The organism is Methanosarcina acetivorans C2A (genome assembly GCF_000007345.1).
In the GTDB taxonomy this organism is placed as follows: Archaea; Halobacteriota; Methanosarcinia; order Methanosarcinales; family Methanosarcinaceae; genus Methanosarcina; species Methanosarcina acetivorans.
Genome location: NC_003552.1, coordinates 3,154,773 through 3,179,406, shown reverse-complemented (window position 1 = coordinate 3,179,406; position 24,634 = coordinate 3,154,773). Strand labels below are relative to the sequence as shown.

The 24,634-nt window shown below is 41.8% G+C and carries 17 protein-coding genes; 5 read left to right on the top strand and 12 right to left on the bottom strand.

From position 1 onward, the window contains the following. Nucleotides 1-66: 66 nt before the first annotated feature. Nucleotides 67-798, bottom strand: a complete 732-nt coding sequence (locus MA_RS13280) for a YkgJ family cysteine cluster protein (protein WP_011022520.1) — start codon at nucleotides 796-798, stop codon at nucleotides 67-69. An 896-nt stretch (nucleotides 799-1,694) separates the two neighbouring features. Here MA_RS13280 and MA_RS13275 point away from each other — a divergent pair. Continuing rightward, entirely contained in the window at nucleotides 1,695-3,830 is a 2,136-nt protein-coding gene (locus MA_RS13275; RefSeq protein ID WP_048066374.1) for a sensor histidine kinase, read from the top strand. Between the two features lie 34 nt (nucleotides 3,831-3,864). Here MA_RS13275 and MA_RS13270 read toward each other — a convergent pair whose 3' ends face one another. From MA_RS13270 to MA_RS13250, 5 genes are all read right to left on the bottom strand, one after another. Further along, on the bottom strand, nucleotides 3,865-4,980 hold the full coding sequence (locus MA_RS13270) for a transglutaminase domain-containing protein (RefSeq protein ID WP_011022518.1): 1,116 nt from the start codon (nucleotides 4,978-4,980) through the stop codon (nucleotides 3,865-3,867). 109 nt (nucleotides 4,981-5,089) lie between these two features. After that, nucleotides 5,090-5,926: a helix-turn-helix transcriptional regulator gene (locus MA_RS13265; protein WP_011022517.1), complete on the bottom strand. Its 837-nt coding sequence runs from the start codon at nucleotides 5,924-5,926 to the stop codon at nucleotides 5,090-5,092. A gap of 96 nt (nucleotides 5,927-6,022) precedes the next feature. After that, nucleotides 6,023-7,261 carry an ABC transporter permease gene (locus MA_RS13260; RefSeq protein WP_011022516.1) on the bottom strand — a complete coding sequence of 413 codons (1,239 nt, stop codon included), beginning with the start codon at nucleotides 7,259-7,261 and terminating at the stop codon, nucleotides 6,023-6,025. A gap of 35 nt (nucleotides 7,262-7,296) precedes the next feature. Then, on the bottom strand, nucleotides 7,297-8,730 hold the full coding sequence (locus MA_RS13255; RefSeq protein WP_011022515.1) for a COG1361 S-layer family protein: 1,434 nt from the start codon (nucleotides 8,728-8,730) through the stop codon (nucleotides 7,297-7,299). A 9-nt stretch (nucleotides 8,731-8,739) separates the two neighbouring features. Continuing rightward, nucleotides 8,740-9,678: an ABC transporter ATP-binding protein gene (locus MA_RS13250; protein WP_011022514.1), complete on the bottom strand. Its 939-nt coding sequence runs from the start codon at nucleotides 9,676-9,678 to the stop codon at nucleotides 8,740-8,742. A gap of 2,099 nt (nucleotides 9,679-11,777) precedes the next feature. Between MA_RS13250 and MA_RS13245 the strand changes: the two genes are divergently transcribed. Then, the gene (locus tag MA_RS13245) at nucleotides 11,778-12,059 is read left to right on the top strand and encodes a DUF4405 domain-containing protein (protein ID WP_011022513.1); all 282 of its coding nucleotides are present in this window, start codon (nucleotides 11,778-11,780) and stop codon (nucleotides 12,057-12,059) included. An 85-nt stretch (nucleotides 12,060-12,144) separates the two neighbouring features. Here MA_RS13245 and MA_RS13240 read toward each other — a convergent pair whose 3' ends face one another. The 3 genes from MA_RS13240 to MA_RS13230 all read right to left on the bottom strand — a co-directional run bounded on the left by MA_RS13240 (nucleotide 12,145) and on the right by MA_RS13230 (nucleotide 15,068). After that, on the bottom strand, nucleotides 12,145-13,365 hold the full coding sequence (locus tag MA_RS13240; RefSeq protein ID WP_011022512.1) for a helix-turn-helix transcriptional regulator: 1,221 nt from the start codon (nucleotides 13,363-13,365) through the stop codon (nucleotides 12,145-12,147). Nucleotides 13,366-13,494: 129 nt separating this feature from the next. Next, nucleotides 13,495-14,499 carry a hypothetical protein gene (locus MA_RS13235; protein ID WP_226990594.1) on the bottom strand — a complete coding sequence of 335 codons (1,005 nt, stop codon included), beginning with the start codon at nucleotides 14,497-14,499 and terminating at the stop codon, nucleotides 13,495-13,497. 161 nt (nucleotides 14,500-14,660) lie between these two features. After that, the gene (locus tag MA_RS13230) at nucleotides 14,661-15,068 is read right to left on the bottom strand and encodes an ArsR/SmtB family transcription factor (protein WP_048065435.1); all 408 of its coding nucleotides are present in this window, start codon (nucleotides 15,066-15,068) and stop codon (nucleotides 14,661-14,663) included. A gap of 1,296 nt (nucleotides 15,069-16,364) precedes the next feature. Between MA_RS13230 and MA_RS13225 the strand changes: the two genes are divergently transcribed. From MA_RS13225 to MA_RS13215, 3 genes are all read left to right on the top strand, one after another. Continuing rightward, a complete protein-coding gene (locus MA_RS13225; protein ID WP_048065434.1) occupies nucleotides 16,365-17,354 on the top strand; it encodes a hypothetical protein in 990 nt (329 codons plus the stop codon). Between the two features lie 394 nt (nucleotides 17,355-17,748). After that, the gene (locus MA_RS13220; protein WP_011022508.1) at nucleotides 17,749-18,414 is read left to right on the top strand and encodes a hypothetical protein; all 666 of its coding nucleotides are present in this window, start codon (nucleotides 17,749-17,751) and stop codon (nucleotides 18,412-18,414) included. Nucleotides 18,415-18,650: 236 nt separating this feature from the next. Continuing rightward, nucleotides 18,651-19,994, top strand: a complete 1,344-nt coding sequence (locus MA_RS13215; protein WP_157860226.1) for a right-handed parallel beta-helix repeat-containing protein — start codon at nucleotides 18,651-18,653, stop codon at nucleotides 19,992-19,994. Between the two features lie 28 nt (nucleotides 19,995-20,022). On the opposite strand, the gene MA_RS13210 is transcribed toward MA_RS13215, so the two are convergent. From MA_RS13210 to MA_RS13195, 3 genes are all read right to left on the bottom strand, one after another. Next, nucleotides 20,023-21,396 (bottom strand): HEAT repeat domain-containing protein, encoded by a 1,374-nt coding sequence (locus tag MA_RS13210; RefSeq protein ID WP_011022506.1) that lies wholly within the window; start codon nucleotides 21,394-21,396, stop codon nucleotides 20,023-20,025. A gap of 1,223 nt (nucleotides 21,397-22,619) precedes the next feature. Further along, nucleotides 22,620-23,906: a transposase gene (locus tag MA_RS13200; protein WP_011022073.1), complete on the bottom strand. Its 1,287-nt coding sequence runs from the start codon at nucleotides 23,904-23,906 to the stop codon at nucleotides 22,620-22,622. Beyond that, a complete protein-coding gene (locus tag MA_RS13195; RefSeq protein ID WP_048065433.1) occupies nucleotides 23,882-24,604 on the bottom strand; it encodes a class I SAM-dependent methyltransferase in 723 nt (240 codons plus the stop codon). Before MA_RS13195 ends, MA_RS13200 begins: the two co-directional genes overlap by 25 nt. Nucleotides 24,605-24,634 lie beyond the last annotated feature (30 nt).

The window sequence follows — 24,634 nt, the reverse complement described above, 5'->3', positions numbered from 1 at the left end:
CCTGGGTCAAATGATTGAAACCCTTTGAACACCTTTTGTTTTTAAGCCGTAAATTTTTAATTCCGGTTAAATGGTAGATTCCTCAATTTCATGACATAAATCAATACTGGAACATGCTGTTTTTATCCTGTACATTTCTAACTTTCCTTCTATCTTAAATGTTTCAATCTGATCCATTTCTACCTGATACGTTTCAGCGCAATCTTTCTGGAGACTTAAAAGTTCTGTCAGAGTAAAAACGGCATACTGACTTTTTCCCTTTCTGGATATTCTTAACTGTTCGTAATCAAAATAAAGGTCATCGTAGCTTACTACATGACTGAACCATTCAGTCGGGATAGGGAGTTGGGCCAAGAGGGGAATCGCAGATTCAAAATAGGTCCTGCAAGCTTTTTTTCTTGATAGCTGGCACCAGTCGTCTATCGTGAAATGTACTTTTCCAGCTTCAACCGTAAAAACAACAGGGTAGATTTTACAGATTATAGGTTTGAAATCACTGCATTCACATTCTCCGGTTTCTTTGTTCAAAAAAGGACATAATTCTCCAAGCTTTAATACATGAAGAAGAGTTCCATCATCCATTTTCAAAATATCCAGATACCTGAGCTTGAATTCTGAAACGCTTATACCCATTTTTTTTGCCATATATTCTTTTTCACCAGGGAGCAGGGTTCCTATTTTATTGTGTTCGCAGGCTCCTTCGCAGGTCTTGCAAATATTAAAAGTATTCTGGTTACTTCCACTAAACATCTTATGGAAGTTCTCGTACATGTATATAGGTATTTTCCTAAATATCAATCTAAAAACCTCGAATATGTAAAACTGGGTTATTGGTTATATTTTTTATAAGTCATATTTACATGTATGCATCAAGAAGCTTTTTTTTACAGGTTTAAAAAATAAAATAAAGGGGCTTGACTTACAAAGAAAAATATTAATTGATTTCCTGCTCTTGAAAAAGGAATTAGGTATAAAATTTACTAAGCTAACTGAAATTTTTTCTGGTTTAAGCTGGGAGCAGTGCTTGAACAGGACATTTCGGGTTGTAAAATAATGGAAAATACGTATTTTTAGTTCCAGTTTACACAGGTTTATTGTTATTGTTCTTCTGACTTTTCAAGCATAAGTATGCTGTTTTTATCTTCGTCTCTGGCCCAGAAAAATAATATATTTCCGGAACGTGCCCTGAATCCTGATTTTTCTCAAAATTTTATGGTTTGATTTTGATATCTGTCTATTTTTATGAAATTGTGAAGTCAGGGCAGAGAATTATCCTCTAATTATAATTTAGTCTAGAAATGAAGATATTTATTGATCAATCTGGAGAGGATAAAAACACAGTTATTTTTCCGAAAAAATGAAAGAGATACCAGTAAACTCATCTCAAAAGCAATTTTATTCTTAAGGACGTAAGATTTCGAAACCTTTTTTCAAAATCAGATATTAATCCTGTTACCCGAACATGAGATAAAGATAATTGATTTTAAATTCCGGGTTCAGCTCCAGAACTGTCCCTAACTTGAGTATCGACATGAATTCTACAGGAATTTATGCTCTATTTAGCAATCTTTATATATTTTTTCACTTCATTTTTTATACAGATATCTACACTTTAACTTGTAAAAGGAACAAAATTTTACGCTACCCTGTTGCAGGTGTGTGGTTTCACTTCCGGCAGCCTGTTGGTGATGTGTATGGATGTAAGTAAAAAACTATTGATAGTTACTTTCACAATGTTCGCTTTGTTAACTGTGCTTTTGATAATTGCAGCCCATACAATCCTACTTTCGAGTTTCTCCGACCTTGAAACCCAGGACACCATCAAAAATACCGGAAAGATAGAACAGGCAATTGCCTGGGAAGCTTTGTCTCTCGACAGAACCGCAAGAGATTGGGGTTTCTGGGATGATACATATAAATTCGTGGATACCTTAAGCCCTGAATACATAGAGTCAAACCTGGATGACAGCACTCTTTACGATCTGGACCTCAACGTCATGCTTTTTGTAAACAAATCCGGGGTCCTTGTCTATCCGATGTCTGTGGATCTGGTAAACATGACAAATGTTCCGGTTCCTGAAGGGCTTCTGAAGCAAATTGACAGTGGAATTCTCACAACCCGGGAAAATACGGATCAAATACAGGGAGTCGTCCTGCTTGATGAAGGGCCGATGCTTATCGTTGCCCGCCCTATTCTGACAAGTTTCGGAGAAGGTCCTTCTGCGGGAACCCTGATTCTTGGAAAATATATTGACAACTCCTACATATCTTCTCTTGAGGAACGTACCCAGACTTCTTTATCTCTTTACACTTTAAATGAGGAAATGCCTCCTGACTTTCAGGAAGTATTTGACGAAGCTGCCAGCAATGATGGGAGCGCTGTTAAAATCCTTGGAAGTGAGAGGGTAGCTGGGTATTTTATACTGAGAAATACAAATGGGGAGCCCGTAGCTCTCATGAGAGCTGATTATCCCCGTGACCTCTACGCACAGGGTAAAAAGACCCTGGTTTATATTTACGGTTTCCTGCTGCTCAGCGGACTGGTTATAGGAACCGCAACCAAATTCAGCCTGGACAGTCTTCTGGTATCAAGGCTCATCACTATTGACGGTTTTCTTGAAAATGTAAAAAAAGAAAAAGATATTTCAAAACGCCTTGAAGTGGAAGGAGAAGATGAGATTCACAGGCTTTCGAAAGGTATCAACGAAATGCTTTCCAGCATCAGGCTTGCTGAACAGGAGCTTAAGGCAAGAGAGTATGAAAAAAAGTTTATTCTTGATTCCCTTGAAGAAATGGTGGTGCTCAGAGATCCGAACTTTAATATTCGCTGGGCAAACAGGGCTGCCCTCAACAATAAAGATCTCTTAAAAGCTGAGGATAAAGCCCCGGAAGCGGATAGTCCTGAGGCTCAGGACAGGTATAATATCCCAAAACCCCTGTATCCTCTGGCTCCTGACTATGCGGCCCATGAACTGACCTCTTCTGAAGGAAAAACCTGGCTTCTCAGGTCAAAACCTGTATGTGACAAAATCGGAAATACCATTGCGGTCCTGGAAACCGGGGTGGAGATAACGGAACGGAAGAATTATGAAATTGAACTCTTCCGCGCAAAACAGGACGCTGAAGTAGCAAACCGCGCAAAAAGCGCATTCCTAGCAAATATGAGTCATGAGTTGAGAACTCCGCTTAACTCAATCATAGGCTTCTCCGACCTTCTGTATGAAAAAGTGTATGGAGAACTTAATCTAAAACAGACCAAGGCTGTAGGAAATATTTCTAATAGTGGAAAACACCTGCTGAATCTGATTAATGAAATCCTGGATCTTTCCAAAGTAGAAGCCGGAAGCTTTGAACTGCACTATAGCACCTTCTGGCTTGCCGAAGTTTTTGCTGAAGTTCGGGACATGATCTTTCCATTTGCCACCAGCAAAGGACTAAAAATAGAGCTTGAGATTGATAGCAACCTGTCCAGGGTTTATGCCGATAAAGAGAGAATCCTGCAGGTTCTCAGCAACCTTGTGACAAATGCGGTCAAATTTTCAAATGAAAACGGGTGTGTAAAGGTTAAAGCAGTGCAGATGGACGGTTTTTTGAAAATAACCGTAGCTGATGATGGGATAGGCATTGCAGCTGCCGACCATGAAAAGCTCTTCAAGCCTTTCAGCCAGATAGACTCTTCCTTTTCTAAAAGGTACCAGGGAACCGGACTCGGGCTTGCCCTTGTAAAAGAAATTGTGCAGCTCCATGGGGGTACTGTCTGGTTTGAAAGTGAAGTCGGAAAAGGGAGCGTCTTTGGCTTTTCGATTCCTCTTCCGGGCAGAAGCGAATAACTTCCGGAGTTGAAAATAAGATAGGTCGGAAAAATTAGAACCGACCCGATTTCATTTTTTGATAGCTTTTTGGGATGTTGTTCCAGGACACAGGTGCATTTTCAAGCTGCGTGCCCAAATCAATGAAATACTCATTATTGTAGTAGTACCAGACTTCCACAGCCGGGTATGTACAATCACTGTACCGGTCATAGTCGACATCCGAGGAGTCCGCAGGTATCAGCTCTGAACTGTCATCGTCATAGTAAGGACCGTCAGTAGGATCCAGGGGGAACCATTCTCCGTCCTCGTAAACCTCTACCCAGGCGTGCCCGCCGCTGACATCTCCGAAATCGACTTTTCCTATGGCAACCCGCACCGTGCTCTCATTGTATTCCCCTGAAGCTATCAGAAGGGAAGCCAGGGTATTTGCCTGTTCCTCACAGTCGCTGGCAGGTTCCCCGTACACAGGGTTGCTGGAATAAGCAGGTGTCTCTTCCAGAAACTCAGTAGGAGTGAGCCACTCTTCCTCTTCATCATTCAGGGTTTCGTCCGAGACCCAGGTCCAGGAGAGAGCAGCTTCATAAATTTCATACTTATCATCAAGGTTATTTTCTTCAAGGTAAGATTCAACAGCCTCAGCGTCCGGAGTAACATATATCTGGTAGTTCGAGGTTAAATCCGTACTTTGTGGTTGCTGTTCTTGCATGAACTCATTCAATTCATCTCTGTCAGGGATTCCCCTTCTTACAGGATCTTCTCTGCTCATGGCAGGAGGCAACTGTCCCGCTCTCTCTCTGCTGAAGGCCGGCTGGTTATTTTGCACCATAGGCTGCCTATCTTGCATCACATTTGCTCCCCTGGCTGACAGGTCGAATCTCCAGTTCCAGTTACCAACAGTATTACCTGTACTTTCAATAAAGTCCATCAGGTTGAAGTACCTGCTTCCCGAAATCCGACTTGCAACGGATGAACAGTAAGAAGTAATATCACTTGTAGTGGTCTCGCTGGAAGAATAAATGATGGAAGTAGTCTCAGAGAAACCTTCAACGGTTTCCCGATCAATTCCGAAATTTCCTGCATCCAGGCTTTCGCAGGCACAGACCGATCCAGCCAGTAAAAAGGCAGTCAGTAAAATTATGGCAATTTTTTTCATTCTGTTACCTACCATCCTGTTTTCTCTCTTTTCAATCTCCTGATCTCGATTTACTTATATTTTCTTCATACAAAATTCAGTTTTTCTCTCTTTGCGTTTCTCTCTGTGATTTTTTCTGTGGATTTCAGGTTTTCACAGTTTTCTGTTTTTCAGTTTCAACATGACTGAAAATTTCAATATGGTCAGCAGTTTCTATTTTTTTAGAAACTTCTGTATAATGTAGATGCAATTCTCTTCCCCAGTTCAAAGCTCCGGTTTCGGAAAAAGTGATAAACTGCATGCTCCGGTTTCCGCTAAGCAGGAAAAATTCCATTGCTATAAACAGGTCTGTCACTACAAAGATAGGCAAATTTATATCCTCACTGCAAACAAACAGTTCAGTGTTTTTGGCTTCCTGAAACTTTTTTGTTTCAACCGGGAATTGATTGAACAATCTTTCAGCCACCTGTTCTGTCACACATAAAGAGAACTTTAAGCCTTTTTCCGTAAATTCGGAATAAATAAGTGGGATTTCCGGATGTAAACAGGAGCAGAAAACCGAAATTTCCTCTGAAGCCCTTAAATTTTCCAGAATTTCCGGAGGAATTTCGAATAAATACTCCGCATTCGATTCTATCAGTTCAGACCTGCCCAGCTCTTCAAGCCTTCGCAACAAAAAATCGGGTACAGGGGTTAGATCGTGTTGATTCCAGTACTCAATGTTTTCTTCAAAGAAAGCCAGAGAATCCAGCAGTCCTTTTATATTCCAAATTATCGGCATTGCTATTTCCGACAACCTGTATTCCCCATTTTCTTCCTCAAGAAGCCCGAAATCTAGCAGTTTTTTGAGGTGGTACCTTAAAGAGCCTGAACTTATGTCAAGCGAACTTTCAATTTCCTCAAAACTTCCCGGTTTCTTTTCTATAAATAGGAGTATATCTCTCCTTTTTTCAGAGAGAGCTACCAGGTCAATAAGATTCATTTTATCCTACTCTCTGTTTTATCCTTGGCAAAAAAATAAGAAAGGGTTGGCCCTCTCTTTAAAATTCTCTCTTCCCATTGAATTCTCTTTTCTCGTTTATTCATACCTCAATGCGTCTACCGGCTTTAGTTTCGATGCCCTGTAAGCCGGGACTACTCCTGAACCCACACCTATTACGATTGCAAGGATAAGCCCGAAAGCCATCAGGTCAGGGGCAAGATATAAACCTGAATCACTCCCTCCTCCCATCATGGTCATGCCCAGGTAAGGGAATAGAGTTGAAACAAAAGCTCCCAGGATTACTCCAAGTACACCGCCAACAAAACCTACCATTGCAGAGTTAAAGATGAAAATCATGAGGATATCCCTGTTTTTCGCTCCAATGGCTTTCATAGTCCCTATCTCCTTTGTCTTTTCCAGGACCGAGGTAAACATGGTGTTGGCAATACCCACTGCTCCTACAAGGAGGGAGACGGCTGCAATTGCTCCGAGGAAGAGGGTCATCGAACTCGTCATTTCGGTAACGGATTCAGCCATGGACTTTGAAGCGCTTACGGAGAAGTCCTGATCATCTTCCCGAATAATGTGCCTTGAGACCATGAGTTTGTCCTCAATATCTTCCATTAGCCCGTCTACCAGATCTTCACTCTTGGCTTTTACCGTGATTGTATCATAGACATCTTCTTCTGCGTCATCAATTATGTTTACTGCCGCATCGATTGGCATGTAAATGCTTCTATCGCCCTGCCCCTCTTCTGTAAGGATGCCGATAACCCGCACTGATTTTCCGTTGACTGTTATTACCTGATTGACTCCAATTTCCTGGTCATAAGTCTCAGTGGCAACACCGCTTCCTATGACTGCTACATATTTGTCAGATGGCTCGAGCAGCCTTCCTGATTGTGTTTCCAGCGTGGTCATATACTGCCAGACCTGGGGATCCACTCCTGTGATTGTCATAGTAGCATTTTCCCCTGCATAAACCACCGGTTCGCTGCCGGAAATCTGCCCGGCTATATATTCAATCCCGTCCAGACCTTGAAGCGCTTCAACGTCGTCATCGGTTAATTCAACATCTGTTGTCGTACCGCCGGGACCACCCCCGGGACCGGGCATGTTTGACGATGCTCTGGTATATCCAGGGGAAATGGTTATCAGGGTAAGGTCCATCTCGGAAAGTCTGCTCTGAACCTGCTCCTCCATAGCATCCCCGAGGGAGAGGATGCCAACAACAGACCCGATCCCTATAACTATCCCGATAATGGTCAGCCAGCTCCTGAGTTTACTGTGCAGGAGCATGTTCAGGCCCATTTTCAGGTAGGTTGAATTTCTCATCTTGCATCCTTCCGTTTTCCGTGGATGTTGGTCTTTCAGTCCTTTGACGTCTCATTGACGTATTTCTGCTCTTCAGGCTTTTTGCTAGCTGCAGTTATTCGGTTGCCTTCAGGCTTTTTGTTCCCGGATTTTTTCTCTTTCCTTTCCCGGATCTTTTCTCCTATTTTCTTCCGGTACACGAATGCTCCGCCCGCAAGTATTATTACCGCGATATATGGCAGGTACGAAGTGATGCCACCGCTGTTGCCAGGTCCTCCTGTCTGTGGACCCATGGTTCCGCCGGTAATCTCGAGTTCTACTTCCTTATCGACGGTTATTCTCTCTCCTTTTGCATCCGTATATTCAATCTGGACTAACAGGGGATTGTTTTCCACGGAGGCAACGGTTAAATTTCCTTCTTCAGTACTTGCTTTTGCAGTACCCGGTCCGCCTGTACTACCTTCAGCTCCTACGGCACCCTGTGTGCTTGCAACGTCAAAGGTAGTGATTGTATAGTCTCCTTTCTCAAGATTTCCTACAATTGTTGAGGAACTCCCCGATACCTTGTAATTTTCCTGGTCTGGAACCGAGACTTTCACTGAATATGCGATGTTGTTGCCCACGTTTGCAACCGAAAGTGAAATTTCTCCTTCATCGCTTTCCGAGAAGGATACGTCAAAGTCGGTTTCACCGCCTACGAAAACTCCTGCTGTAGTATTGATAGTCTGCTCATTGGATTCATAGTCTTCAAGGGTCAGGGTTATGTCAAGTGTGTAAAGGCCCGGATCCGCGTTTACATCTGCCATCACGGAATAAGTAACGGTTACGGATTCCCCTGCATCCAGGTACTTAATGTACTTGGTATTGTCCGAGTATACCGGGAGGACCACGCCGTCAGGGTCTGTCCAGGATATCACCATATTTTTCAGAGGGGAAGTTCCGGTATTCGTTACGATGAACTCAAGAGTTTCTTCTTTTGCAATGTCGATGTTTGCCTTATCTATGGTCACGATCTGAGCGTATTCTTTCCCTCTTACATCGATGTAGACGGTTTTTGTAGTTGTGTACGTGGTCGCCGAAGATCCTGACCCTGTTTTATAGGTAGTTGTAATATCTACGGGATACGTACCGGCAGAGGCATTGGAATCTACCAAGAGCTTGAATTTTAGGACACCTCCCTCGTCTTCGTCCTGCCGCGCATTCAGATAGGAGATCTCTTTTTCCAGGGCTTCTCCGGAAATTTTAGAGAAAGGATATTCCGGATCGACGGTGACAGTAATATCTTTTGCATCCTTTGTTCCCACATTCTGCACGCTAACGGTAAGCTCAGCAGTTTCTCCGGGACGAGCAGTGTCCGGGTTCTGATTGGTTAAATTGACTTCCAGGGATGAGGACGTTATGTCCCCTGTAGACCCTAAGGCTGTTCCGGCCCCCAGGCATATGAACGCTGAAAACAGCAGCAAAATTGTTAGTAAAGAAAACTTTTTCATTTTTATTCCTCAATTCATATCCGATTCATTTATCGTACTTGGTTCTTTTTTCGTGCGTATTTCAATTTTTTCGATTTCACCGTCTCTGATGTACACAACTCTTGTTGCATATTTTACCAGGTCCAGGTCATGGGTCACAATGATAATCGTCTTGCCTTCCTTTTCATGCAATCCGTCCAGAAATTCCAGGATGTAATCTCCTGTCTTGCTGTCCAGGTTTCCCGTAGGCTCGTCTGCCAGGATTATAGGCGGGTTCACAGCCAGGGACCGGGCTATGGCAACCCTTTGCCTCTGCCCGCCAGAGAGCTGGGATGGCAGGTTTTTTTTCTTGTCCGAAAGCCCGACTATGTCAAGCAGATATTCAGCTTTCCTTCGGGCTAAATGTGCGTCCTCTTCCTGAAATTCCAGGGGCAAGAGCACATTTTCTTCCGTACTCAACGTGGGAATCAGGTTGAAACTCTGGAAAATAAAGCCAATCATCTGTCCCCTGATGCGGGCAAGCTCGGATTCTTCGAGTTCTGAGATGTCATTTGAGTTCAGGTAAACCGTGCCCTCTGAAGGTATGTCGAGACAGCCCAGCAGGTTCATAAGAGTGCTTTTTCCGCTTCCGCTGGGGCCGAGCACTACAAGAAATTCTCCTTCGAAGATATCCAGATCTATTCCCTTCAAGGCTGCAAACTCAACCTCCCCCATCTGGTAGATTTTCCAGACATCAGTGAGTTTTATAAGTGGTTCTCTTTCGTTACTGGTGAGCCTGCTCCTTTCAGAGCTATGGGAAAAACCGGTGGAGGAACTTCTTTTCTGGTTTTGTAGCTCCTCCCATGAACCACTTGCCTCTGAATCGTTTTCGGATTCGTCGTAGAAACTTGCAGTTTTTTCGAGCGAATCCATGATTGTTGAGGGATTTAACTTCGTTTTGAAGTTCTCTATAATTTCAGTAAGTGTCATAAATTACCTCTAAAAAGCTAGTCATATCTGAGCTGAATCTTTCAGGCTGAGCTGAATCTTTTCAGAGTAGCTTTAATTTGATTTTCTTCTGTTCGGTTGGCTTTTATATTCTCACGACCCGTTTCGTGATTGAATCTGATTATTTCGTGATCGAATCCGATTATTTCGTGGTCAGGCTGATGTCCTTCTCCAGGGTATCAGGGTGATAGTAACGCAAAACTTGATGTATTTAATGTATATGTTGTGGTGCGTTGTGGTGCGTTGTGGTGCGTTGTGGTGCGTTGTGGTGCGTTGTGGTGCAATCTGGTTTGATTTTATTATGTGGTCTAGTTGGACCATGAAGGCCCAATTAGACGGTTTAATGAGGTCCTGATAATTTTGAGGCACCTGCGGGGTGCATGGTGCCTCTTTCTTCTGGGGTGTAGGGTTTCTGTTTGACTGCTCCTTTCCTCTTGTTCTTAAACAGGGAACACCTGGACGTTTTGAAGGGTTCCAGTTTTCTGGTGGCGAGGTATCCTTTCCAGGTGTAGTTCCCGTTTACTCCTCTCTGACGTAAGCACCTTTAGACGGTACCTGGTCAGATAACTGCTCTGGAGGGACTCGAGGCAGTCAACCCCATCATGGGCATTTAATAATAAAAGCATACTTAACCGAAAAAAGGGAATTTAAGGAATGAATTTATCAATGAAGCTTTTTTATATGGTTTTTGACATATTTATTCTTTAATAGGCCTTTAATCTGAAATTATAATCCCTATAAAGTGTTATTATCTGTAACGATTATTCGTAATCCCATGACAACCTTCTCAGTGAGCTGTTTTCCATGGACGAAATCCCGGATTCGGATATTGACATGTTCTCATTCCTTGACCTGCATACTCATAGAGAGGTAGAAAATAACCTCCTCCCCAAAAATAAAATAAAAAAAATATTTAGAACTCGAGAGCATCAAAAATAATTTAAAAAATTTACTGTTCTTTTCTGGAGCCCCCAATATAAATTGATCTCCTACTATTTGCGCACTGAGGGTTGAGTCAATGTAAGAAAATCGTCGGAAATAATTCTGAAAATACTCAGCAAGTCTTTCGAAGTCATAAACCCCTGGAGTTATCTGGCATGGAATGGAAATTTGTTTTTCTCCCGAGTTTCGCTTCCCGAGTTTCGCTTCGGGAGCATGAGGTCCTTTTCACTCGCTTCGCTCGTTCAAGAGGACTAAAATTACAGGTCTTATGACCAGTAAAATCTTATTCACTATATCGAGTCGTTTTTGTCCCGGCAGAGTTGCGCCAGCAGAGTTACGGCTCCGCAGTGCGCTGCCCTTTTCGCTTTGCTCAAGCAGATTATTTATGGGTTGAGAAGTGAGCTGAGCTCAGGCGGACTAATTGATGGGTTTTTATAGGTAGTTTCGCTAAAGCAGACTACTTTATAGTAGAGTCGGGAGCTGCGCTCAAGAGGACTAACTTAAAACAATGGTAAAATAAAAAGACTCAGGAGAACGGTCATTCCAACAAAAAGAAAAAAGAAGAACAGAAAAGCTGAAATGTAAAGTTATTTAATATGTTTGAGGGTAAAAAGAGAAGCAAAAAGGTCAAATTGGCATAATTAGGCCTTATTTCTCTTTCAAATCTGTATTTCTTTTTTACAGGGTCACCAGTCAAGTTGGAGAAATCGCTGAAAATTACTTAAATTAAAAAATAGTCTCTGGGGTAAGAAAAAATATTCTCTTGAGCTAGGGGTCATTTTTACAGTTTATCTTCTTAATTGAGGCACTGGTTTGCAGATTGTTTTTTATCTGACTGGAAAACAGGCTCGAAAGCAGCATGGGCTTAAAAATATCAATTAAAAAACTTTTTTTAAGGTTTAAACACAAAAATAAAGATTTAAATCTAATTTATAGCTTCAATTATGCTTAAAAATGAAAATAAAGTTCTTTTTAGACTCTTTTTTTGCAAGTATCTTTATCTCTTTGTCTGGCAATTAGAGGGATGTTAGACGGCAAGCTGAGTTAACAGCGTGGCCGTAATTGATCGTTAGACAAATATGGAAAAATTACTCAGAGATGTAGAAGTTAGAAAGATGTAGATCCAATGGAGTAAAAGAATGAGTCGAACAAAAATTAACTACGTCGTGGACCTTGCCTTACTCGTACAATTTGTGCTGGTTGGCTATTCAGGTCTTTTATTGTTTATCGACGGACATGGAACGTCCCATTTCTGGAAGGTTATCCATGAGAAGATTGGGATTCTGATGCTGGCTTTCTTTATTGCCCACTTTGTACTGCACTGGGGCTGGTTAATGTTAAACACAAAGAAATGTTTCAGAAGAAACAAAGAAACAAAAGCTGATGAGATTATCGAGGCAAAATATACTGCTATCGACTAATCTGGAATAACCCAATATACAGGTATGAAAAAAGTAGTGGGATGTGGGAATCAGGGGATATGGGGAGCTGATATATGAGGGAAACTTATCTCTCCTCGTCCCTGATGATCACAACATTCCCACGTCCCCGCTTGAACTTTTCTATCAGCTCTCTTCTTTCCAGATCTGCAAGCATGAGGCTGACTTTCCCTTCGGAATATCTTAACTTACTGCGGAGATCTTTCTGTGTAATCCTGCCTCCCTGGCCCCTGATGATGTCCATGATTTCCTGGAGGTCCGCAGGGAGAGGAAGATTCTTTTTGACAGCAGGGGCTTCCGGTTCGGGCCGCTTTGCGGGTTCCGGAGCCTGTTCTGATCCCTCTGACGACTTTTCTGGAGATGGTTCTTCCGGACTCTTTTTCCGATCTTCTTCTGCTTCAGGTTCAAATTCTGCAGGTTTTATTTCAGTTCTGGAAGGCTCTGTTTTGCTTTCTGTCTCTTTTTCCTTTTCCTTTAATTCAAAGTCCGTCTCTTCGGGGAGTCGGGTTTCTGAGGGCTTTGCCTGGATTTCCTTTTCGATTGACGGTGTAACTCCTTCATCAGGAAGCTTTGCTGAAAAGGTGGGTGTGTTCCCGAGTGAAGAGATTTTTTCTGCTTCGGATACTGCTGTTTCATGTACAGCTTTTCCTTCCTGAAGTCTGTTTTTCTTCAGTTTATCTGCTTCCAGTTGACTTTTTCCCGATTTATCTTTTTCTGGTTCCTTTTTCTCTACGTTTCTACGTTTCTGGAAACTGTAGCCGGCAACTAAAAGGAGAGACAGTGCAAGGGCAGCAAGCAGATAATATCCGGTTGAAAAGGTAGAGCCGGTTATTCCTTCAGGGACACTTACATTAATATTGCTCGAGTTTTCTTCATCTGAGCTGATATCAGAATCCGAATTATTACTCACCGGTACGGAGGTGCTGGAATTATTCTCTCCTTCCATCAATATTGTGGAATAAACAGGGAGGAGCAAAAGGTCACGTACATAACTCCCTTCCCCTTTAATTGTGACCGTTACTTCGCCAGAATTAACTAGCGTACTGTTTTCATAATAACTGGCTTTAATGAGATAATCCCCAGGGTCAAGCTCAAAATAGTATACGCCGTATTTAGCTACCATGGACTGGGAAGGGGTGGAGTTTACTTCAACCACGGCATTTTCCAGCGGTTCGAAGGTATCCCAGCTATACACCTCTCCGTGAATTGTGGCTGTGTTGTCTGCAAGGACAGGCACAGCAAAAAGTACGGCGGTAGCAACGCATATTATGTAAACTTTCAGATTCATTTTTATCAGGAAACCCGGGTTACGGTTGGATTCTCAATTTATCTTTTCGGACTTTATACTTATATCTTTTTTATGACTTTATAGATTCTCTTTAATAAAGTTGATTCCCTTTAATAAAGCTGATTCCTTTCAATGAAGCTCTTTTCTCCCGTTTTCCTGAATATGCATGCCCACTGGGGAAAACTTGCTTTCTGTCCTTTCCGGTTTCCCTGGGCCCATTTCTGCTACTAAAATTATTTCAGCTGCCCACTGTTCTTCGGGCTTTGTTCCGGCGGCATCTTCAACAGTGTAAGTCCCATTCCCGAAGAAAACCGCATAGCCTTCTCCGTCTGCTTCAACAGTGATATTTTCACCAATAAGCAACAGTGTTTTTTGGGAACCTGAAATCTCCACATCCGCAGACCGTATATGGTAGATGAGCATGTTTTCCTGCCGTCCATCCTTAATTTCAACTGTGTAGTCCCCTTCGATCTGTATTGCTGAATCAGGGGAAAGGTCCATTATGGCTATTTCACCTTCCTGCAGGTGCAGGCTGAGGTTAAAACCTCCCATTAGAGTAACTCTTCCCTCCCCTTCCGCATTTAGCCTGGCAGTCTCGTTCAGTTCTACACTTCCGGGCATCAGGCGCTTAAACTCTTCAAATATGTCTTTAAGCACGAGGTTGGCTTGAATCATGCTCTTCTGGGACTGGATCAGGTACTCCTTTTCCGAACTCTCCACTGTCATTTCGTCTTCTGAAGCTTCATTCGTCCCGGAAATGACGTAGTCTTCGCCAGATACGGATGCTGCGAGGGCTCGATAACTCTTTGCTTCTTCTATGAGCCTTTTGTATTCTTCAAGCAGAGCCTCAAGCCTGTTCACATCCTTTCCCTGTTCCTTGAAGTACTGAATTCCAGGTTCTATTTTTTCAGCTATAAATTCTGCCTTTTCAATATTCTCATCAAGCAGGTGGGTTGCATCTCGCAGAGAAGGCGGTCCGTCCACATCTGAATGTGGAGGAGGATGCGGCGTCAGGAGTCCAGCATAGGGGTAGAAAATGCTCCTGTAAAGATCGCCTGGAACTTTTGTATAAGGCTGTGCCTGTGAATCAACACAACCTGAAGTTACGAGAACTCCCATTATTATAAGAATCAAGGACAAGAGTTTAATTTTCATGCTTGTCTACGCCTTCTGGTAAATAATCACTGGACACTACATTCCATTTATTGTTTTTATATATTAAAATATTGTTGGAGTTCTGAAATTTTTCTTTAAAGCATACCTTAAGCAATCTCAGATGCATGCTTGCGGAAATTTCAGATTCCGGGCTCACAATAAACTCCCGAAACATCCGATCCTTCCGGGCTTTTCAGGCTGTGCTGCCGGAGCATCGTTAATATGAGGGACATATCAGGACTTCTTTTTCCTGGCAGAAGAATTATTACTTTCTCTACTGCTTCATACACCTTTATTTCTCTTCCTTTTCGACTCCATTTTACCTGTCTGACTCTGATCAGCCCGGCTTCAAGGAGTGAATCCAGGTTGTACTTGAGGGTATTCAGGCGCACTTCAAGCTCATCGGCAATGTCAGCGGCTGACATCGATCTTCTGTAAAGCAGTTTGAGGATCCTGATCGAAGTCTCATTAGAGAGGAGTCTGGCAATTTTCCTAGAATCTTCGGAAAGCTGCAGGACCAACAAATTTTCCTCAGGGTTTTCAGGCATCTTTCTGTCTCTGTATGTTGGATGTTGTGATAATAATATCTCTTCTGATATCTTCTTGAAGGGTTTATTAGCTGTCAGGAACATCCGAAGCTGTTATTTTGCAGGTATATGATACAACATGTGGTCTCGATTTTTTGCTTCAGCCGCACCTTTCATGATGTAAACACGAAATAGTACGGCTTGAAAGCATATTTTGAAGGTTTCTTGTTTTGAGAGTTTATTGGTTTTAAGAGTTTGTTGGGCGAGGATTGTAGTGGGTTGGATGTGTATTCTTCGGTATATTCCTGACTGCAGATGCTGTATCTGGATTTAAAGATAAAAGCATACTTACTTTTCCAGTTCCGTCACGGTATTGGGTTTAATAAATTTCCTTTAAGAGGGCTTATTTTTGTGTTTAATACTTTATAATTCTTAAATCTCATATTTTGGGAATTCAGATTTCCTTAAAGCTCTTGAACAGCGCTATACTCTATTTATAAGCCATTTTCACATTTGAAAAGTGCCTTTCTGATTTCAGGTTTTATACCTCTATGAAGCCCCCCATAATAATCCCATGTTTTTCTCAAATTTTTTCTTCCTTTTTTCTTCCTATTTTTCTTTTTTGATCTTTTTGATCTATCTCTTAATTTCTCTACCAGTAAGTGACTCCGAGTAAAACTAATCGCGAGGACAACTAATCATGAGTGCAATTAGCGACGAATGCAATAAGCGACGAATGCAGTTAATAATGAATATAAATAATAAATGTAATTAACAGCAAGTACAGGCTCATTGACAGTTACCTTTCTCCTTCAGCTCTTTTTTATCACACAAACCTGAGGAAGATATGGATTTCTATAAAAATGAGCTTGTAATAATGGGGAATGGTAATCTGGTAGGTCACGTATCCCAGTAATCCAAAAGATGCAGATTTTCATTCCTGGTGCTGGAGAGTCTCTGTACCGATCTGCCTTAATCATCAACCTTAAAATCACTCTATTCTTGTAGGACAGGTTACCACTAGCTGTTCAGGTATCTAATTTATTGGACACATTTATCCAGTTAAATTATAAGGTTTTTTAGAATTTAAATAAGCATCATATTCATTATTTAAGCTTAATTCTTAAAATAAAGTTGGATAAAAGTTTATTTTCTAAATTCAAATCGTTAAAAATCCCTATTCCAGAAAGTATGCTTATATTTAAGCCAGCTTATTACAGAAATGTCGAGCGGCGAAAAGCTGCTTGAGCTCAACAGAAAAGAATAACGAAGTAAGTTAGACAAGTAAATCAAACAAGTAATTGACGGAGGTATACTATGAAAAAACAAGCAGTAAAATCGGCTGCCAGTTTTGCGGTGGTGCTGATGGTCTTAAGCATCATTCCTTCCGGCGCCTTTGCTTTGGAAAACGGGACCACAAATCAATCAAATTCAACAAATGAAAACGAATTAGGGAAAATGATGCCCGGAGGTATGGGGCATGGGGGTGCAGGGCCTGATGGAATGCGTGGCATGGGTTTTGGTTCTGCTTTAAATATTACTGAAGAAAACTTCTCAGATATTCAGGCTGAAATTCTTAACTCAATTACTGAAAAGATTGCTGAACTTCAAAGCAAGTATGACAATGTAAGTGAGGCTTCAAGTGCAGAAGAACTGCAGGAGGTTTTGCTCGCAGATAGGCCAGCAAATGCTGAAGGTGCGGGCTTTGGAGAAAAGAACGGATTCCCCTGTAGAACATACGGACCATGCCTCTTTGAAGTCGCGAACTTAACTGATGAGAACTTTACTGAGGTCCAGACTAATATGCTTGATTCCCTTCAGAACATGACCGAACAGCTTGAAGAAATGCAGACCAGTCTCGAGGAAGCAGGCGAAGACGACAGGGCTGAAGAGCTCAATGAAAAAATCGCTGAGCTTCAAAACTTATATGCTGATATAAGTGAGGCTTCAACAGCTGCAGAACTGGAGGACGTTATATTCGATTACCTTCAGACCCAGACCGTTGATTCCCTTGAAAAGGAAATTGAGATCCTGAATGCCAGGCTTACGGAAGATGAAAATGCAACTGATGAGCAGCTAGAAGACAGGATTGAGGAACTCACTGCCCTGATCGCAGATGTCGAAGGGGTTGAATCCCTTGATGAGCTCAGAGAAATTATGTCCTCTGAAATGAAAAATGGGAAGGGCCTGATGCAGCAGGGTGGCCCAATGCAAAGAGAAGGCAAAATGCAGGGTGACCGCGGAAACAGGCTCATACGCTCTGAAATCGTGCCGGAGAACGGCACGGATAACAGCACCGAGGACTGATCCTCTGAGATGATCATTAAAAATCCCTCCTTTAAAGATCCAGTTAAAAAACCCAAACCGAAAACCTAAGTCAGGAGATCCGTAAAATCCATACCAGGGAAATAGAAGTCAAAAAAAATAGAAAAGGCCTCCTGAAAGGAAGCCCATCATAACAGCACTATATGATATGTCAGAACCTGAGATAAAGGGAATGGATTGGGAGATAGAGCACATACTCTTTTCCCGTTCTTTTTCTGGCACATGTTACCTTCAGGAGACCTGGATGGATTTTTATTCCTGATTTGTTCCCCGATTACACATTTCAAAATTATGTATCCCAGAATACGATCCGAATTCAAGATTCGTTATCTGAATGCAGATCCATTAGAGGTTAGATTCATTAGAGGTTATATACATGAAACTTTTTGATTCGACCAAATTCTTTACCCTGAAAAAAATTTCCATTTTTTCCGTTTTGCTGATAATGTTCAGCGCAGTTCCCAGTTACGCACTTGCTGAGGAGGAAACAACAGAACCCTCCCTCCCGGAGGAAGATTTTGATACTATGCAGAGCCGGATGACCGAATCTGTTGACAGGATGATAGAAGCTCTTGAAAACTCCACCGAAGAACTTGACGATGAGACCCTTGCATCCGCCGAAGAGTTGATAAGCGGGCTGACTTCAATCAAAGAAGAAATTTCCGAAGCCGAATCTGAATCAGACCTCCAGACGGTCCGGGAAGAGCTTGATACCCTGCTTGAAGAGGCCCCTGAAGAATTGATGAGCATTTCCGGTTTTGGAATGATGGGCCCTGGCCCTGAACAGGCTCAGAACGGAAGTCAGAACGGAAGTCAGGTACCTCCACAGGGCGCTGGGAACATGTCCGAAGAGCGCCCTGAGAGGCCAGAGGGGGCTAACGCAATGGGCGAAAATGCAAGTATGGAAAAACAGGGAATGTCCGGACAGGCTCCCGATGAACAGGAAGAAACAGATAATGCCGAAAATGCTGAGACCGAAAGCTCCACTGAAACCGGTTTCTTTGCAAGTCTTCTTAACAGTCTGAAATCCCTTTTCAGCTGAGCCCTTTCAACTGAGTCGGAAATTGACCTGAAGTTTAGATTCTTTTAAGGCTTCAGGAGCAAAAATGGAAAGGTCTATCCAATAGAAGGATCTGTCCTTTCCTTTTTCTAACCGTTTTTACTGCCTGTTTTGAACTGCAAAACAATTATTTAATCATTCAGGAAATTGTTTTTATACATCCCTTTACACACTTGAGACTATCACGAAGAAATTACCCTGAAAGAGGAAACCAGAAAATGAACAAATATCTTGTATCTCGAAATGTAGTCGCGCTGCTGCTGGCCACCAGTATTATCACACTCATTACGCTCGCTGGCTGCGGATGCTTATTCGACTCTGACAGTTCAGGGGGGTCTGAGTCGGACAGAACATCGGCGTCAATAACAACTAAGGCATATGCACAGAGTGGCGGGACTTCAGCCCAGGCAACCCAGGCAATTACTGCATCTAATCCTGATGAAAGCAGCATAAAAGTTACTGATGGAGGAACTTTTACTCTATCCGATTCAACAATAAAAAAGACTGGAAACACTTCTTCGAATGAAAACAGTGACTTTTACGGCCTCAATGCTGCAGTACTGGCAGAGTCAGGCAGTAAGGTGAAACTCACCAACTGTACGGTGAGCACGAGTGCCAATGGTGCCAATGCTGTCTTTGCAACGGGTACGAGGTCTTCAATTGTCCTGTCTGATGTAGAGATCAAGACCACAGGTGATGGTTCAAGAGGCGTGGATGCAACCTTTACTGGAAACATAACCTGTACCGATGTGGATATCAGCACTGAAGGGCAGCACTGCGCAGCCATTGCAACGGACAGGGGCAGCGGAACTGTGACCGTTACAGGCGGGACTATGAACACGGCAGGAGACGGTTCTCCAGGAATTTATTCAACAGGTGTTATTAAGGTTTCCAAAGCCGTAATTACTGCGACCGGGTCCGAAGCTGCCGTAATAGAAGGAAAGAACTCCATTACCATTACGAATGTTACCCTCTCGGGCGCAAAAAAATACGGAGTAATGCTGTATCAGAGCTTCTCCGGGGATGCCGAAGTGGGCACCAGCATCTTTAAGATGAATGGCGGGTCCCTTACGGCTGAAGTCGGTCCCCTGTTCTATGTTACGAACACAGACTCTGTAATCGAGTTAAAAGGTGCGGATTTAACTGCAACATCAGGCACGCTTCTCACAGCCAGTGCCGACAAGTGGGGAAATACGGGTTCAAACGGTGGTGTAGTGACCCTTAAGGCCGAAGAGGAAGTTCTTAACGGGGACATTACCTGTGATAGCCTCAGTTCGGTCACAGTCATACTCGAGAATGGAACCAGCCTGACAGGAGCTATAAATGCGGACAATACAGCTGGCTCAATTGCCCTTATCCTGGACTCGACCAGCACCTGGGACGTGACCGGGACTTCCTACCTTACGAGCCTGACTAATAAAGGCCCCACCCTGGCCAATATTAAAGACAACGGCTACACTATCTATTATGACGCAGATGAAAGTACAAATAGCTGGCTTAAGGGTAGAACATATACCCTGAATGGTGGGGGAAAACTTACCCCCTTCACAAGTTCGGTGTAAAGCCGGGAAGACTAATTGTTCTGGTGCGTTATTCTGAAACCTCGAAACCTGAAGTTCCGAGGTTTTTTACCTTTTCCAGGGTATTGCCTGATTTCTCAACTCTTTCGAGAGCCTTTAATGCAGCTTTTCTTACGGAAGCGCCATGATTCTCAAGAGCTCTTGCAAGACCCGAAACTGCTTCGGGTGTACCTATTTTTTCGAGTGCAGAAATTACGGCTTTATGCGTCATAGCCTCAGGGTCATCAAGGATTTTTAGTAGTTCAGGAACCGCATCCTTTGCCTTCAGGTCTCCAAGCGAGATCACAGCAGCTTCCTGGACGGCATTTTTCGAATCATGAAGTGCTTTCAAAAGCCCTGGCACAGCTTCTGTTTTTCCTGTCTTTCCAAGCACAAGGGCTGCAGTCTCCCGGACCGAGCTATCAAGGTCTTCAAGGGCTTTGACCAAACCTTCAACGGCTTCAACCGTCCCGATTTTTCCAAGGGCATTCACTATTATTTTCTTTACAGGACTGTCATGGATATCCATGACTTTAATAAGCCCCAGGGCGGCTTCAGGGGAAGCGATGTCTGCAAGTGCGTCAGCAGCCCGACTTCTCAAATACCAGTCTGCGTCATCAAGCTCCCTCAAAAGGGGGGGAATGGCTTCAGGGGTACCTGCTTTCCAGAGAGCTTCTATTGCAGCTTTCCTGACATTTCTGTCAGTTGCATCCAGTGCCTTTACCAGAACGGGGACCGAGTCTGATGCAGCTATTATTTTGCGGAGGGCTTCGGATGCCGCTTCCTGTACCGGTTGTCTTGAGTCTTTCAGCGCCTCCATCAGATCTTCAAGGACATCCGGGTTGCCCCTTTTTCCAAGGGTTTTCACAGCTCGCTGCCTTACCCTGTTGTCCGGGTCTTCAAGAGCTTTTATAAGCCCGCAGCCCGCTTCATAAGTATTTATTTTCCCAAGGGCGATTATTGAAGTTTTTTTTAGGGGGATATCCGAACTCCCAAGAGCTTTCGTAAGCCCTGAAACAGCTTCCAGAGACCCTATTTTCATCAGGGCTTTTACCGATTCTTTTTGTACGAACTTATCCGGATCACTGAACCCTTTAACAATTCCGGAAACTGCCTCCGGTGTGCCTATCTTTCCCAGAGCAATTATTGCAGTTTTCTTGACAGTACTTTCAGGTTCAGCAAGCATTTTAATCAGACCCGGGACTGCAGCAGGGTCGTTAAGTCTCCCCAGCGCATCCGAAGCCGCAATTTTTACCTTCGGGCTGGAATCTTCAAGCGCCTTAATCAGAATGGGAACAGCCTCAGGGTCTCCGGTACTCCCCAGCTCTTTTGCAGCGGCTGCCCTGTTCCCCGCGAAAACAGAGCGTTCGACCTTCTTTCTTAAACTCTTTTTTTTCTCATCCATTTCATTCTATCCCCATAAATATAAAGAGTGATAAATCTCAAGAAGTTCTGTATCAAAAAGTTTCAGATTATTTTTGGAAGATGCATGTTAATCGGTGTATTAATCGGTATAATATCAATTTTTAAAAACAATTATCTATACAAGGTTATTATTATCATTTTTTTATTTCGATTGTTTATATAGCGATTTAGTTAGTTGAAACCCCATCTTCCGAACAGTTAATCCAATAACTGAAACTCTGCAAATTCCCCTCTTAACACCCTATATATCTCCTCTCCTGATATAAATTATTTCTTAATGTATTCCCTCAGATATATATGATATTTTAAAATGTAGGGGATGAACGATTTAAATATACAGGCTTTCAAGGCAAGCTTAAGGGTTACTCAGAAAAAATAGGTATAAAGGGCTGTAAGAATGAATCAAGGGAATGTAAGAAAAGAATCCGGAAAATTATACTTCAGGTTCCTTATTATTCCGGTTATCCCGTCCCCATATGCCATAAAAAGCACAGGGATTACCCCAAGCCAGAAAGTTCTGTCAATACACCAGGTAAAAAATATTATCAACCCCCAGCTTAATGTGAAATCCACGTCATAGATGTTTCCGGACCCTGAAACCAGTACATGCGTCTGTTAAGTCTATGGCGGCAGATATGTTGCAAGAGCAAGCCTGGAAGCCATCATTGCAGGCAGGATAGGCTCATGAGCGACAAAGGGAAGTAACATTGCCGTAAATTCGCCAGCCAAAAAATGAATTGCTTTTCTGGAGAAATTCAAGTAAGATGAATATATTACCAACATGTTTTTATTACAATGGGAGCGCGGAGGGTCTTATTACTGTCAAGATTTGTCGGACAGCCTCTTTAGGGTGTGGTGGCCGCACGCAATTTGATTTATTCGCCTCTAATTAAGTATTTCATTTATACTCAAATTTTTGATATTATAACAAACCCATTTACTTTATTTCCCGATCTTGAAACAAATTCTTTAATCTTAAAATAAGAGTCTTTTTAATTTTTTCTGGTTTTTCTTCAATTTCAAGACAACCACAAAATTTCATCCCAATTTGAGCAAATCAATTCACTCATTTAAAAATGTTGATTCATTTACACAAGCATTCACCAAAATTTTCCAAATTGTGGAACTATTTTTGTGGGAATTTCCGACAGCTACAGCTATAAGCCATCAAGTTTAAGAACTAATTATTCTCCAATTCTAGCATTATCCATATTGGAATCTTGCTCTCATTAAAGGTGAGAAACCTTTCCATTTTCCAGTGCTGAAACACCGTTTGTTGAAAAAAGTAAATAGATTGTAACAAAAATTAGTTAGTCCATTATCGGTTTTGAATGACCTTACTTTGTCTACTATATCACATATCAAAGAAAATATTTGTTCCATTGTATTATCTGTCTCAGGTGTAAAACCTTTTTTCAAGAAGCTCACATTCTTGCTGAAAATCTCTTCGGCATAAGAAATCGCTTTATGAGACGCTTCAGAAAGTTCAAGATCAGAGTTAAATTCTCGTATCTTCTGAATATGCGCAACAGCACTGATAACCGTATCAGAAAGTATCAATTGAGATATCTCATTGTAGGTAATCTTATCGTTATCTGGAATCTCTTCAATAGAACTGAATTCCTCATAATACCTCTTACTAACGTTTTTTAATTGATGAAACACACAAAAAGAATGAGTCACTTCAGGAAAGACCATTTTTACGGCTCCAATGATCGCTTTATCCTCATCAGAAACAATCTTTTTGATTTTATCTTCAGGAAATCGGTTCTTTATTCGTATAAAAAGAGGCATCAGAGCCTCAATTGTTGGTAACCTCTCAGTTACTTCAAAATCTAAAATGACCTTCTCTTTGGTAGCAACAACGTAAACAGATTTATATCGCATTTTTTTCCATTCTTTCTTTGTGAGTTTCGTTCCAATAAATTCTTCAAGCTTTTTTTTCCATCCATTCTTGATCCAATTCCCATCAACATACAATGTTTCTTCAAAGCTAACTCCTTGGTTCAAAAGTTCTTGCTTTGAAAGTTTTGCTAGTTTCTGTTCATATAACCACAATGAAGTGGGACAAGGAGCTCTTCCACAGACATTTATTACTCCTTCTGTATATGTTTCCCCAATTCGCCGAGAATTGTGCAGACTGCATCGTCCATCGTATCTGACATTTATTTGTGTATCATAATATTCAGAACTGTAATTTGCAGAACCCTGAACACCAATAACCTGATCATGATAATGTTTCTTACAAGTGGGACAAAGCCAGTATGTAACATTGAGAGATATAGTGCCGTAACGTGATATAATAAAACGAGTGTGATGAGAGTTAACATGTAATTTACTTCCACAACTATCACACTGAGTAGGGGAGAATATAGAGAACATAGGATAGTATCGATTTTCAACCAAAACTTTTGGCAAAGGAATTATTATTTTGCCGTCAACTATTGTTTTTATCATTGATTTATCTATTGCAATGTTTCCTTTTCCCATAAATAGAAAAAATATATCAATATAATTAAAATTTTATTGTTTTGCACGATATAGAGGGAAAACGAAAAACCAGAAAATAATAAAAAGTCTCTAAAATAATCTATTTTGAATCCATTATTTACCAAAAGAAAAATCAATTCTTTTTCTGTATAATGATGTGAAATGAACTCAATTTCCCCTGTATCTTTATTATAAACTAAAAAAGATCCTTCTTCCTTTGTTATGGGGAAATCTTTCAGATATCTTTCTCTGTATATATCTGAGTGCCAAGTTTGACCAAAGTCTACAATATATAAATGCCCTTCTGGGTTCAGAACCCTATAAGCTTCCTGTATAATTTTGTTTCTATCACTGTTATCCACAATAATGGTCAAAAGTCCATGCATGATAACAATGTCAAATTTATCATCCATATATGGTAAATCTTTAGCATCTCCAACTCTGAAATGTGCTTTATCAGCCAGGTTTAGTTTTCTTGCACTATCCTGTGCAGCAAGTATTCCAGTTTCATTAATGTCTATTCCTTCCACATAAAAACCCTGAAAGGCAAGTTGAAGGGAAACTTTTCCAACACCACATCCGATATCAAGAATCAAATGATCTTTTTTTATATATTCATAAATTATAGGATCCAATTTGACACTTGAGGGAATTTTGGTCACAATAAATTTGTCCCAACTTAGATATTCTTTTGACATTAAACAAAACAAGGATTCACCAGGAATAAC

Bases quoted from the DNA above. Each gene is read 5' to 3' on its own strand.
- MA_RS13210 (WP_011022506.1), bottom strand. From the start codon at position 21,396: ATGGATGAGAAAAAAAAGAGTTTAAGAAAGAAGGTCGAACGCTCTGTT.
- MA_RS13240 (WP_011022512.1), bottom strand. From the start codon at position 13,365: ATGAATCTGAAAGTTTACATAATATGCGTTGCTACCGCCGTACTTTTT.
- MA_RS13225 (WP_048065434.1), top strand. From the start codon at position 16,365: ATGAAAAAACAAGCAGTAAAATCGGCTGCCAGTTTTGCGGTGGTGCTG.
- MA_RS13220 (WP_011022508.1), top strand. From the start codon at position 17,749: ATGAAACTTTTTGATTCGACCAAATTCTTTACCCTGAAAAAAATTTCC.
- MA_RS13255 (WP_011022515.1), bottom strand. From the start codon at position 8,730: ATGAAAAAGTTTTCTTTACTAACAATTTTGCTGCTGTTTTCAGCGTTC.
- MA_RS13195 (WP_048065433.1), bottom strand. From the start codon at position 24,604: ATGTCAAAAGAATATCTAAGTTGGGACAAATTTATTGTGACCAAAATT.
- MA_RS13250 (WP_011022514.1), bottom strand. From the start codon at position 9,678: ATGACACTTACTGAAATTATAGAGAACTTCAAAACGAAGTTAAATCCC.
- MA_RS13230 (WP_048065435.1), bottom strand. From the start codon at position 15,068: ATGCCTGAAAACCCTGAGGAAAATTTGTTGGTCCTGCAGCTTTCCGAA.
- MA_RS13270 (WP_011022518.1), bottom strand. From the start codon at position 4,980: ATGGTAGGTAACAGAATGAAAAAAATTGCCATAATTTTACTGACTGCC.
- MA_RS13260 (WP_011022516.1), bottom strand. From the start codon at position 7,261: ATGAGAAATTCAACCTACCTGAAAATGGGCCTGAACATGCTCCTGCAC.
- MA_RS13215 (WP_157860226.1), top strand. From the start codon at position 18,651: ATGAACAAATATCTTGTATCTCGAAATGTAGTCGCGCTGCTGCTGGCC.
- MA_RS13265 (WP_011022517.1), bottom strand. From the start codon at position 5,926: ATGAATCTTATTGACCTGGTAGCTCTCTCTGAAAAAAGGAGAGATATA.
- MA_RS13275 (WP_048066374.1), top strand. From the start codon at position 1,695: ATGGATGTAAGTAAAAAACTATTGATAGTTACTTTCACAATGTTCGCT.
- MA_RS13200 (WP_011022073.1), bottom strand. From the start codon at position 23,906: ATGGGAAAAGGAAACATTGCAATAGATAAATCAATGATAAAAACAATA.
- MA_RS13245 (WP_011022513.1), top strand. From the start codon at position 11,778: ATGAGTCGAACAAAAATTAACTACGTCGTGGACCTTGCCTTACTCGTA.